At 41.2% G+C, this 12205-nt stretch carries 8 protein-coding genes, 1 pseudogene and 1 riboswitch; of the genes and pseudogenes, 7 read left to right on the top strand and 2 right to left on the bottom strand.

Going from position 1 to position 12205, the window contains the following annotated elements; all coding sequences use genetic code 11:
• The first annotated feature begins 10 nt into the window (after positions 1-10).
• The 3 genes and pseudogenes from BLW54_RS01695 to BLW54_RS01690 form a co-directional block, all read left to right on the top strand.
• On the top strand, positions 11-1321 hold the full coding sequence (locus BLW54_RS01695) for a GntP family permease (protein ID WP_074733082.1): 1311 nt from the start codon (positions 11-13) through the stop codon (positions 1319-1321).
• A 208-nt stretch (positions 1322-1529) separates the two neighbouring features.
• Positions 1530-1739 (top strand): hypothetical protein, encoded by a 210-nt coding sequence (locus tag BLW54_RS20340; RefSeq protein ID WP_139254059.1) that lies wholly within the window; start codon positions 1530-1532, stop codon positions 1737-1739.
• Positions 1670-1826: pseudogene (locus tag BLW54_RS01690) on the top strand (transposase); the annotation flags it as partial. The gene BLW54_RS20340 and the pseudogene BLW54_RS01690, both read left to right, overlap by 70 nt.
• 292 nt (positions 1827-2118) lie before the next feature.
• On the opposite strand, the gene BLW54_RS01680 reads toward BLW54_RS01690, so the two are convergent.
• Positions 2119-3669 (bottom strand): sodium:solute symporter family protein, encoded by a 1551-nt coding sequence (locus tag BLW54_RS01680; protein ID WP_074733080.1) that lies wholly within the window; start codon positions 3667-3669, stop codon positions 2119-2121.
• A gap of 297 nt (positions 3670-3966) precedes the next feature.
• Positions 3967-4075: riboswitch (SAM riboswitch) on the bottom strand.
• 192 nt (positions 4076-4267) lie between these two features.
• Positions 4268-6799, bottom strand: coding sequence for a PIG-L family deacetylase (locus BLW54_RS01675; protein ID WP_074733079.1), 2532 nt, complete (start codon positions 6797-6799; stop codon positions 4268-4270).
• 324 nt (positions 6800-7123) lie between these two features.
• On the opposite strand from BLW54_RS01675, the gene BLW54_RS01670 reads away from it, so the two are divergent.
• Genes BLW54_RS01670 through BLW54_RS01655 form a run of 4 tightly spaced genes read left to right on the top strand, consistent with a single transcriptional unit; the run spans position 7124 to position 12205 of the window.
• Positions 7124-8287 carry an ROK family transcriptional regulator gene (locus BLW54_RS01670; protein ID WP_074733078.1) on the top strand — a complete coding sequence of 388 codons (1164 nt, stop codon included), beginning with the start codon at positions 7124-7126 and terminating at the stop codon, positions 8285-8287.
• A gap of 14 nt (positions 8288-8301) precedes the next feature.
• Positions 8302-9402 carry an extracellular solute-binding protein gene (locus BLW54_RS01665; RefSeq protein WP_035506410.1) on the top strand — a complete coding sequence of 367 codons (1101 nt, stop codon included), beginning with the start codon at positions 8302-8304 and terminating at the stop codon, positions 9400-9402.
• A 24-nt stretch (positions 9403-9426) separates the two neighbouring features.
• Positions 9427-10509, top strand: a complete 1083-nt coding sequence (locus tag BLW54_RS01660) for an ABC transporter ATP-binding protein (RefSeq protein WP_074733077.1) — start codon at positions 9427-9429, stop codon at positions 10507-10509.
• A 10-nt stretch (positions 10510-10519) separates the two neighbouring features.
• The gene (locus BLW54_RS01655) at positions 10520-12205 is read left to right on the top strand and encodes an ABC transporter permease (protein ID WP_074733076.1); all 1686 of its coding nucleotides are present in this window, start codon (positions 10520-10522) and stop codon (positions 12203-12205) included.

Here is a 12205-nt window from a genome sequence, read left to right as displayed (position 1 = left end):
AGGACAACATATGTTAAGTATGATCGGACTCATTGGGGGACTACTACTTCTCATTGCATTAACAATGAAAGGAATGAACTTACTCATTGCGGCACCATTTTCAGCTTTCATTGTGGCTATCTTCAGCGGCTTGCCCATTTTCCCTCAGATGGCGGGAAAAGGTGAAGCTAATTTTTTAACGAATTATATGGATGGTTTCGCTGGATTTGTAGCTTCATGGTATCTAATGTTCCTCTTGGGAGCGATATTTGGAAAACTCATGGAGGATAGCGGGGCAGCAGACAGTGTGTCGAAGTGGATTATTGATAAAATTGGTGTAAAACAAGCTGCTTTGGCTATAGTTGCTGCTTGTGCTGTTTTAACCTATGGTGGAGTTAGTTTATTTGTAGTCGCCTTTTCAGTTTATCCAATGGCACTGAGTTTATTTAAAGAAGCTGATCTGCCAAGAAGGTTTATTCCAGCTGCACTTGCTTTTGGTTCAACAACTTTTACTATGACTTCCGCAGGTTCACCGGAAATTCAAAACTGGATTCCTATCGAATTCTTAGGTACTTCCCCTTATGCGGCATGGGAAGTTAGTTTAGTCGTTGCAGTATTTATGATAATTATAGGCTATTGGTGGTTAACCAGGATGATCAAAAAGGCAGTTAATAAGGGGGAAACGTTCGATGTCCGGGCTGATGATCCTGAGCTTGGGAGAGAGAAACTCCCCAACCCCCTTTTGAGTATCATCCCTTTGTTTGTCGTATTGGCTTTTTCGTTTATCTTCCATGACTCATTAGGCAAATCAGCACTGATCGTAGCATTACTAGGAGGATGTACGGCTACTATTATCATCAGCTTTAAATACTTTAAAGATATTTGGAAAGCGGTTTCAGAGGGGACGATGGGGGCCTTAATTGCTATAGCGAATACTTCCGCAGTGGTCGGTTTTGGAGGTGTGGCTAAGGCAACGCCTGCTTTTAATCAAACGGTAGAAGCCATGACGAATATACCTGGAAGTCCGTTAATAGGCAGCGCTATTGCTATTTGTGTCATCGCAGGTATGACCGGTTCGGCTTCAGGAGGTCAGGCTATAGCATTGCCACTGCTCTCCCCCCACTACTTAGATATAGGTGTGAACCCTGAGCAACTCCATAGGGTTGCTGCTATTTCCTCGGGGGCGCTTGACTCCTTGCCACATGGTGGTTATGTTGTCACGACGATTCGAGCCATTGCTGGGGAAACCCATAAAGATGCCTACCCCGCATTTGGGGCATTAACTGTCGTCGTGCCACTTCTTGGTGTAATATTGGCTGTGGTATTATTTAGCTTTATGTAAGAAGTTAAAAGTCCAAGGCTTAAGATTAATTCTTAAGCCTTGGACTTTTAAAAATATCCTTATCAGAACTATACATGAAGGGTTTTTACCTCATTATTCACTTAGCAGAAGCAGTTCCGATTGTATTATTATGAAATTTAGGAAGAAAGGGGAATGATGCCAAGATTGATAGGGTTCTGGAATACATATTACAGTGAGCCATATTTTTATGGAAGCGAAAGAGGGGCCAAAACAGTTCCTGATAAAACTGGAAAGGAGAAGACTTTGCTTTACTGGCGGCATGGAATACTCAAAAATCTATATTTTTAGTATGAAAGAAGCAGCTCAAGATGAGCTGCTCAGGCTGTCGAGAAAGTTGAGCGTAGCTTCGCAGATTCAAAAGAACTGCATGGACTACGTTATTGTCGCTTGCGCGTAAAAGAGAAAGTGACGGAACAGACGCTAATGACGGCCGCCTGTTCAAAACATGAAAAAGATTGCCCTCCATATAACTAGGGTAAGTTAGATGGAGGAGAGTCTTTTTTTGCTATAAGCTAGAGCGGAGGAGCACAAACCATGACACTCCTGCGGAAAAACGGGCGATCCGAGACCCCGCAGTGTGGGTTTCACGAGGAGGCTCGGGCGTTCGTCCGCGGAAAGGGAATGGTCTATGCTCCTGGAGGCAAGAAAAAAGCTTGTAGAAAACACGGGGTTTCTCTACAAGCTGAGCAGCTCAAAGATGAGCTGCTAAGTCTATTAAAACCTAAAACTTTTCGGAGTCCCAAAGGAAAGGTTTGAAGTTGGTCTTGTTCACGTGCTTAACCTACTTCAGAACGATCCGCTTTTTCTTCATGAGAGTTGTTTCTAATTGTTTCCGCCACCTGTTTGGTAGAATGGCTGACTTCTGCCTCAAAATAGGGCTCATAGGCTTCAAGAGGGGATCTTTTAGTGAAGTAAACCGCAAGTAATACCCCTATGAGTGATGTGGCCACAGCTATTACAAATGGAGTGTCATACCCCATAGCCTTCGCCACCACATAAACGACGGAGCCGATGATAATTCCTGCATAGGCTCCAGCCCTGTTCATTCGTTTCCAATAAAGACCTAGGAAAACAACGAGGAAGAAGGCAGCCCCGAACCCTCCATACACGTAGACAAATCCCATGGCTAAAAACCAGGGAGGATTAATAGCTAATACCACCGCTACGGTAGCAATGGCAAATATACTCAATCGCAGCCAATTCTTAAACTTTCTGTCACTGATCCTTTTTGACGATATATTTAAATACACGTCATAATAGAGGGAAGTGGCACAGTGCAGAAGCATGGAATTCGCAGTAGATATGGCGGCTGCACAAATAGCTACCAGAGTTATGCCCCCGACAATTGGTGGTGTATAGTCCTGAATAATTAATGGAATAATGTAATCCGTTGTTTTCCCTTCAGGTATACTAGGCAAAAGAACTTTTGCGCCTAACCCGATAATGATTAAAGGACCCATGATGAAAAGGAGAACAACGATGGTCCCCATGACTTGTAATATCGCCACTTTCACATTTTGAGGAGCCAGCATCCGCGTAACCCAATGTGGAGAAGAGGGGGTCCCGAGTGAGTTTGAGATAAAGATGGAAAACAATGTGCCCAATCCGAATGTCCCGAGTGGAGAGAGCAGCACTCCCTCATCAAGAGCCGGACCGCCGACATTTGTTGGCGCAGTAGTCGTCGCAAGGGTATCTAGTATATTACCGAGTCCTCCTGTTAATGACCAAACGACACCGCTCGCGAGCAGTACTCCGACAGTAATCAATACAGTGTTTAATGTATCGGTAGCAGCCACAGACCAGAATCCACCTACACTCGTGATTAAAATAAATAATAAGAAGCCAAAGATGGCCAGTTTATAATCCATACCCGTGATGCTGGAAAATACAATCCCAAAGCCGGTCACCTGGATATTGACTAACAGCAAATAACCAATAAACATTAAGATACCAACAATCGCTTGCAAGGTGCTCTTTTTCTGGAAAGGTTCGAACCGAAGACGGATAAATTCCGGAAAAGTCCTGGCTGGTTTTTCTGGACGTCTAATTTTGTAAGCCACAATGGGGATTAAAGCTCCTCCAAAACACCATCCGGCTACCCAGCCAATCACAGCGGCTACTCCTGAACTGTACAGGTAGCCAGGGACTCCAATGACGGATGCCACACTAACCCATGTGGCTGCCGTTGTCCCTATCCCCATGAGTAATCCCATTCTATGTCCACCCGTTGTATAATCATCAATGGATTCTGCCGTTTGAAGGCTTTTAATATTGGCCCATATGAGAAAAATAATATAAAAAATAAATACAGCTACATACCAAATCATTTAAAACAACTTCCTTCCTGCCCCTTATTTGTACTTAAAAAGCTTTCCGGTGGCTCCCCACCGTTTAACACCTGATTTTTCCACTTTGTAACAGAGAAAAGTACCTAATAGGAAGGAAAAAATCATTGTTCCCACCCAAGTCATCATAGCTATTCCCATGTAAAGAATCCTCCTCTCCTGAATGTATTTCCTAAACCTTCCTATTGAATTTGTGACCTCTCCCCATCCATATAAAAAACCCTTCACTCACGAAGAGAGAAGGGTCGAATACAACAATTTTAGAAGGTTGCCGATCGATTCTCATCTCCGGAATAGCTTTCGCCTTCCTCTGAAATTGGCACCGTACATGAATCTGCCGGTTGCCGAGGTTTCATAGGGTCAGTCCCTCTACCTCTCTTGATAAGAAAATTTACAATATTCAAATTTAAGATAGGTTTCATTCTATCATATTCCATTGTTTCGTCAACTCTCTCCTATAGTGTGGATGTAGGGAAGAGTTTGTGAACCTCACTTCTCATTAGCTATGTTCATCAAAGATTGGAATAAAAATAGCCCGCCCCCTATGAATGATAGGGGCGGGTGATTCAGATGCTGCCATTTATTCATTGTGATAAGGATAACTGATTAGGTTTGTAAAGATTCGGTATCCACCAGGAACCTGGTTTTGGATTTGTCGGTACCAAACAAGGTTGGAATAGATATAGGTTCCTTTTCCGTAATCGGCCTTAAGAATGCCACCTTCGAATGGCTCTTCTCCTGGATCTGCTACACTTACGAATGTTTCAAATTCACTGCTCCAATCCATCGGGAAGTAAAGTCCTCTTTCTTGTACCCATCCATCCCAGTCAGACTGTTGAATGACATTAGGGAAATTAAATAATGGGGACTCTGGTTTTAGTACTTCCACAGGCGCATCTTCGCGAGTGACTCGCCATTTAATGGATGGCTGTCCAATGACTAAAGGGTAAGGAGCAGTCGTTTCTGCATCCCAATTATCCCAAGGCTTATTATACTGAACGACTAGGTGACCCCCGTTATTCACATATTCAAGTAAACGTTCATTTTGTAAAAGGAGATCTTCTCTGGATAGATAGGCCCGGATCCCTGTAACGATGGTATCATATTGAGAAAGATCCGCGGTTGATAAGTCTTGTTCACTTAGTTTAGTAATATCCATCCCAACATTTATTAACTGGTCGGCGACTTCATCAAAACTACTCTCTACATAACCTACTTTAAGGTCCTCTGGGTATTGAAGCGGGAAAGCGACGCCTTCCATATCGGCATTTGAAAGATAGTAATTGGTTCCAATATGGTTGTAATCAATGGTTTGAACATTATGAGTAAGCTGGATATCGTTCACCTGAGCTTCAGGTGTTACTTTAAACTCTCCTTCGTCCACATCTTCTGGAGGGAGGAGATCAAAAGTCATCGTCTTTTCTTTTTCATCAGCTTCAAAATGAATCGACTGTGAAGCTGGTTTTGACTGCCAATTTTCAGGCAAATCCAAAGAAATTTCCGTCGTTAATTCTTCTTCTGCAAATTTTTCCACCGTCACTTCTAACGGAAGAGTATCTTCCATATCTTTTGTATTGATCACTATGTTCTCTGGATTTGTTTTTAAAGAGACTTCAGGTAATAAGGCCAGTCTTTCCTCGGGTGTGTATTCGTCAGTAATGGTATGTCCTTTCGTTTTAAAGCTTACTTCTGCAGTAATGCGGCTAGGGTCATAAGCATCATAATAGTTTCTAGAGTTTGCTTTTAGTTGATAGTCATAAGTTTTTGTTTGGCCAGGCTGTAAGGTTGTCTTTTTATGATGACCCCTTACTTCCCAATCCTCGGGAGTGGAGAGAGCGGCAGTCAATCCTTGCACTTTCTTTAGACCGTTATTTTTGATGGTAACGCTTATGTCTGTAGTGTCCTTGTAAGTGAGATGAGGGTCCTCTACCTCTACTTCTATATCAAGTTGGCCAGCGGTAAAAAGGGTATGGGTTAATTGTTCTTCCTTGATTTTAAGTTTGTGTTTAAGTGTATGAAGTAATTGTTCAGGAAGTTTATGGTCTTTTTCTAATTTTGATTGAAGTGTTTGTAAGTGTTGATAAGCTTTTTCTGCCTGATTTCGTACGTCATTATGATTGGGATAAGCTTCTTTAACTTTTTCTAACTGATGTTGGAATTGATTCAGGTTCTTCTTGTACTGATTTCCTTCTTTTTTAAGTATGCTTGAATACTCTGAAAAGTCATAAGGGATTCCTTCATACAAATGATCCTCTTTTTCTGGAATATCTCCTACTGTTGATCTAACCAGTTGAAGATCGACTGAGACAGAACCTTCTCCGAGATCACGTCCCATTCCTTGAGACTCATGTAAGTAACGAGCCTTCTCCCCGAGTTGAGGGTAAGTCATATCATAGTGTTCATCATATTGTCCAATTTCGATGGATAGGGTAGTTTCTTCTTCGGTTTCTGCAGGAAGGTAAAGCTTTTTAGACTGCCAAGTTGTTAGACCATCTTGGAGTTGTTCAGGGAATACAGAGGGGTCTGCGGCATCGTCAAAAGCTTTTTCAGTAAGTAGTGTCATGGCACGGTGGTGACCATGCTGCGTGTCTACGTTGCGGAAGGAAGGCATTAGAACATCGGGTTTAAACTTTCGGATGTGGTAAATCAAGCGTTCATATGTTGCTGACTCTCCCCACTTATCAAGAGTTTCCTCTGGTGATTTGGAGAATCCGAAATCTTTGATGTCGTCCTCGAATGCCTGATTTAGGAAAAAGATGTCTATGCCTAAGACATCGGAGGATGCTTGTAATTCGTTGGTTCGAATAATACCAAGACTATCACCAAGCTCACTTCCTATTTCATTCTGACCGCCTTGGCCTCTTGTAGATAAGAGGAAAGAGGTTTCGATCCCTTTTCCACGAGATAAGTAAGCGAGAAATTGGCTTCTTTCATCATCAGGATGTGCTCCGGTATTCATAAAACTTGCGGTTGTCGTTAAAGGAGCCACCGCTTCCCATAATTCTAAATCTGAAGAGGGGGGTTCATCTTCGGCAAAACTAATCGCGGGAGTTGAAGCAAATCCTGAAATCATTAACAGAAACGCCAGCCATACATAAACAAGATTCTTCAAAAAATTCCTCCTTATAGCAGATTAGTTAGTTAATCTTTCTAACTAACTTTTTTGTCATTATAATTCAATTGACCCAAATATTGTAACCCCCCTTAGACCTGTTTTACATATGTCTTAAGAATCAATTTAACAAAATATACTAAAAATTCTAAAATTAACACAAATGAAAGGAAATAAAAGGTATCGGAAGTATAATCGCCATATACATGGAATACACCCATGTACAGAATTTTACAATTAGGAAAGGTGCCCTTATAAATAAGGTTAAATAGTTAGTAAGTTGTTCTAACTAACTAACACCACCGTGAAAAAGGGGAACGGGCTATGCAGAAGGGGAATTCAGCATATATCAAAAACATGAACAAGAAATTAGTGTTGAAATGTATTCGTGATCATGAACCAATATCGCGTTCTGAAATATCAAAAAGAATACATATGAGTAAACCCTCAGTATCCTTGTTGGTAGAAAATTTGATACAGGAAGGGTGGGTTCTTGAAACAGGAACAGGTGAATCTACTATTTCGGGAGGAAGAAAACCTGTCCAACTGGTATTCAACCCTAAATCTTTCTACGTCATTGGTGTGGATATAGGAGGAACAAAAGTATCTTCGGGAATCACCTGTTTAAATGGTCACATTTATGCATACCGAGAGTTTGCTACAAAGGATTATTTAGAAAAGGATATACTAGAGCGTTTATATGAGGATGTTAATAGAATGGTTGAAGAACTCCATTTAACTGACCATGACATTATGGGAATGGGGATAGGGGTACCCGGAGTGACAAATGTAAAGGAAGGAATAGTGGTTGATGCTCCTAGTATGAAATGGAGAAATTTCCCTATAAGAGAGCGGGTAAGTCAAAACTTCTCCTTTCCTGTATTTGTCGAGAACGATGTAAACACAAGTGTATTAGGCGAGCAATGGTTAGGAGCAGGAAAATCATTGGAAAATATCATTTATATAGCTGTTGGAACAGGAATTGGCAGTGGAATGATTCTAAATGGAAAACTCTTCAGGGGGAGTAGTTACAGCGCAGGGGAAATGGGATATCTTGTGACAGATGCCCGAAAGGCGAAAGATTACCAGCCGACCATTGAAGGTTATGGCTTCCTGGAAAGTATAGCAAGCGGTACTTCTATAGGGAAGCGACTCTCTAGTCTGAAGAGTGAACATGTGACCGCAAAAGAGGCGTTCGAACTAAGGAGACAAGGCGATAAAGATGCGATCGAAATCGTAGATTCAGCCATAGAACATTTAGGGTTTGGTATTGCCAATTATATATCACTGTTCGATCCAGAATTAGTCATTATAGGAGGTGGTGTGAGCGGATCATTTGAAGAATATGAACAAACGATATCTAAGATTATTGATGAATTTACACCAAAGAGTTGTCAAGTAGTCCCATCCACATTTGGAAGAGAAGCTGGTGTTGTCGGTGCAGTCGCTTTATTTTTGAAAGAGAATGAGTCTGTGATTCAAATATGAAGGGGGCCTATCTAATGAAAAAGAAAACTCGTTGGGTGATGGTTTGGGCAATTGTCTTCGGTTTTATCCTTACTGGTTGTATGGCTGGAAACGAAGAATCTACCAGTACGAATGAGGAGTCAAACTCTGGATCTAATAGTGAAAATGGAGATTTAGAAGATAAAGTAGTTGTTTACTCTCCTCATGGTAAGGACATATTGAGTGAATTTGAACAGCAATTTGAATCAGAGTATGACGTAGATATGGAGTTTCTTGATATGGGTTCCCAAGAGATATTGGATCGGGTACGTTCGGAAGAAAATAATACTCAAGCCGATATTTGGTGGGGAGCTCCACAAGTGATGTTCGATGAAGCGAAAAATGAAGGACTCTTACAACCCTATGAACCAAGTTATGCTGACGCGTTGGATGACATGTACCACGATGAGGAGTGGTATTGGACGGGAACCTCACAAACGCCTGAGGTCATCCTATACAATAACAAAGAAATATCTGAAGAAGAAGCACCTAAAGACTGGGATGAGTTAATTGATCCAAAATGGGAAGATGAGTTGATCATTCGTTATCCTCTGGCTTCTGGTACGATGCGTACTATTTACTCAGCTATGATTTATCGCGATTATAAAGAAACGGAAAGCACGGAAGCGGGTTACGAATGGCTGCAAAAACTAGACGAAAATACAAAAGAATACTCGGCAAACCCGGAGATCATGTATAACCAAGTAGCTAAAGGTGTAGGGAATATCTCTGTTTGGAATATGCCGGATACAGTGATGCTTGCTGAAGAAAAGGATTACCCTTTCAGTTACGTTATTCCTGAAAGTGGGACCCCTGTACTTACGGAAGGGATCGCTATGATTGAAGGGGCTCCTCACCCTGAAGCTGCTAAAGCATTCTATGAATTTGTAAATACACAAGAAGCCGCAAAGTTATTAGCCGATAAATATTACCGCATCCCGACAAGAGATGATGTTGAAGACCTTCCAGAGTGGATTCAAGAAACGGAGATTAATGCGATGGATATTGATTGGGATGTATTTCAGGAAAAATCAGATGAGTGGATGGAGTATTGGGACAATAACATAAAAAACAGTGCCAAAGAAACGGGGAACTAAAACATCGGTAGAGGGGTTGTGAGCATGTCGTCTGTTACTCTTTCAAATATAACAAAGCGATTTGGAGACTTCACAGCTGTGGAAAATTTAGATTTAGTCATAAAAGAAGGCGAATTCTTTACCTTTTTGGGACCCAGCGGGTGTGGGAAAACTACCACCCTTAGAATGATAGCCGGATTCTATTATCCTACAGAAGGTAAAGTTAAATTTAACGAGAAGGATATGACAACAGTATCACCAGAGAATAGAAATACGGGCATGGTTTTTCAAAACTATGCCCTCTTTCCTCATATGACTGTTTTCGAAAATGTAGCCTTCGGTTTAAAAGTAAGGAAAAAGAAAAAAGTTGAAATTAAAAAGCGAGTCGAAGATGTTTTAGAAAAAGTGAGATTGAAGCCATTCATAGATCGTCAAGTCAGTCAGTTGAGCGGTGGACAGCAACAACGTGTCGCTCTGGCGAGAGCATTAGTGATTGAACCTGACATTTTGCTTTTAGATGAGCCGTTAAGTAATTTGGATGCACGTTTAAGGGATGAGATGAGAAATGAAATATTACGATTGCAGCGTGAATATGGAATCACTACAATCTATGTGACCCACGACCAAGTAGAAGCGCTTACAATGAGTGATCGGATAGCTGTATTTAATGTTGGTAACTGCCAGCAAATAGGTACGCCGACTGAGATATACAATCATCCTGTCAATGATTTTGTAGCAGAATTTATAGGTGAAACCAATCTATTAGACGTGAGATGGAGGAAAGAAAAAGAAGCATTTTATAGTGAGGATTTAAATAGCAGCATAGTCGTTACCCCTTCAGGGTCAGAAGTAGAGGATGCTCCGTTGAAAATGTCTATACGGCCAGAAGCGATCGAAGTTTCAGGGTCAGAATTGTCTGGACCAAACGTTTATGTAGGAAAGGTCCATTTGGTTCAATTTACAGGGGAAGCGGTGCATAGTTTCATTGCTCTCCATGATCGGAACATGTTTATAAAAGTCACAGACCTTAATAAGGGGCCGAGTACTTATTTAAAGGAAAATGATGAAGTATATGTTCAATTTCCACCGTCTCAGATACGTATAGTACCGAAGGCAGCGAAGGAGTGAGTAACCCTATATGCTTAAGGCTGAAAAAAGAAAAACCCTGTTATTACTAATACCTATCGTACTTATATTAGTGGGTTATGTCCTTTATCCTTCCTTAGAAACGCTACTGGAAAGCTTTAAAAAAAGTGGATCTCTTACACTCCAGAATTATATTGATTTTTTCGGTCCTAAGGCACAATCTAATTTGGAAGCTTTATGGAATTCTGTGTATATATCTTTACTATCCGTATTATTTAGCGCGTTAATTGGTGTTCCATTAGCTTATATTTTTACAAGATACCACTTTCCAGGACGCTCCTTTTTTTCCGGGATTGCTATCATGCCAATCGTTCTTCCATCCCTTGTAGGGGTCATGGCTTTCATGTGGCTCTACGGTGAAGTGGGACTCATACCAAATATGATCAAGGATATTTTTAACCTTGAAGAGGTCCCTTTTAGCATCGGCGGGATAACAGGAATATTGATTGTGCATGCCTATACGATGTATCCCTACTTTTATATGACCGTTTCATCAGCATTGAATAATGTGGATCCGTCCTTAGAAGAGTCAGCGGCCAGTTTAGGCTCTGGACGGTTTGGCGTTTTCTGGAAGGTGACGTTTCCATTGCTGACTCCTGCATTAGTAGCGGCTTCTCTTCTTGTATTCATGGTATCAATGGCATCTTTTAGTGCTCCTTTTTTGCTTGCTGGGGGATTCCGCGTATTAAGTTTGCAAATCTATTTTTCTAAAATAAATGGAAACTTGGAAATGGCGGCCACTCAATCTGTGATTCTATCTATTATTTCTATCTCTTTTCTCTTATTTATGCGATGGTTCCAGAATCGGAAGGATTACAGGATGGGGACCAAAGGGATTGGAGCCCATCGGAGTGAAGTAAGCAACCCATTCCTCAAATGGTTGATGGTGACTTTGGGAGTCATGGCTATGATCATTCTTCTTTTGCCTCACGCTGTTCTAGCTATTCTATCTTTTGTACCTGAAGGGTCATGGACATGGGAAACCTACCCGACTGCTTTTAACTTTGAGAATTATCGCCTTCTATTTGAGGATCCAACTATATGGGATCCTGTAAGGAACAGTTTATTTATGGCTTTTGTCGCCTGTTTAGGGTGTTTCCTATTTGGAATGATAACCTCCTATGCACTAGTGAAGAGAAAGTTTATAGGAAAAAACTTACTAGATATTCTTGTCATGATTCCATGGGCATTGCCTGCGACGGTCGTAGGGATGAATCTTATTCTAGCTTTTAATAAGGGAACGCCATTTTCATTCGGCCAAGTCTTAGTAGGTACTTATTGGATTTTGCCTCTTGCCTATTTTGTTCGTTTTATTCCATTAGTTGTACGTTCCACTTCTGCTGTTTTAGAGCAGTTGGATGATTCCATAGAGGAAGCAGCACAAAGCCTTGGTGCAAAATGGCTCTATACATTTAGAAGGGTAGTCTTACCTATGATTATGCCGGGGGTATTAAGCGGTACCTTGCTTGCATTTGTTCAGGCTGTTGGTGAATTTCCAACATCCGTTTTGTTGTATACATTGGATAATCGCCCTATCTCTATAGAGATTATGAACCAGCTGCGCCTATTCAATTTAGGTCAAGCTGCAGCATTTGGAATGATCCAAGTTGGGTTAATTGCCATTGTGATGATTATTTCCTACAAGTTTTTTGGAGTGAAATCGGAAAACACTCTATAA

It is taken from the genome of Halobacillus karajensis, assembly GCF_900108515.1.
GTDB lineage: Bacteria > Bacillota > Bacilli > Bacillales > Halobacillaceae > Halobacillus > Halobacillus karajensis.
The sequence above is the reverse complement of the archived record's forward strand: the minus strand, read 5'-3'. Positions and strand labels throughout refer to the sequence as shown.

Excerpts from the sequence above, each read along its gene's own strand:
- BLW54_RS01660 (WP_074733077.1), top strand. The coding sequence starts at position 9,427 with ATGTCGTCTGTTACTCTTTCAAATATAACAAAGCGATTTGGAGACTTC.
- BLW54_RS01695 (WP_074733082.1), top strand. The coding sequence starts at position 11 with ATGTTAAGTATGATCGGACTCATTGGGGGACTACTACTTCTCATTGCA.
- BLW54_RS20340 (WP_139254059.1), top strand. The coding sequence starts at position 1,530 with ATGGAAGCGAAAGAGGGGCCAAAACAGTTCCTGATAAAACTGGAAAGG.
- BLW54_RS01680 (WP_074733080.1), bottom strand. The coding sequence starts at position 3,669 with ATGATTTGGTATGTAGCTGTATTTATTTTTTATATTATTTTTCTCATA.
- BLW54_RS01665 (WP_035506410.1), top strand. The coding sequence starts at position 8,302 with ATGAAAAAGAAAACTCGTTGGGTGATGGTTTGGGCAATTGTCTTCGGT.
- BLW54_RS01670 (WP_074733078.1), top strand. The coding sequence starts at position 7,124 with ATGCAGAAGGGGAATTCAGCATATATCAAAAACATGAACAAGAAATTA.
- BLW54_RS01655 (WP_074733076.1), top strand. The coding sequence starts at position 10,520 with ATGCTTAAGGCTGAAAAAAGAAAAACCCTGTTATTACTAATACCTATC.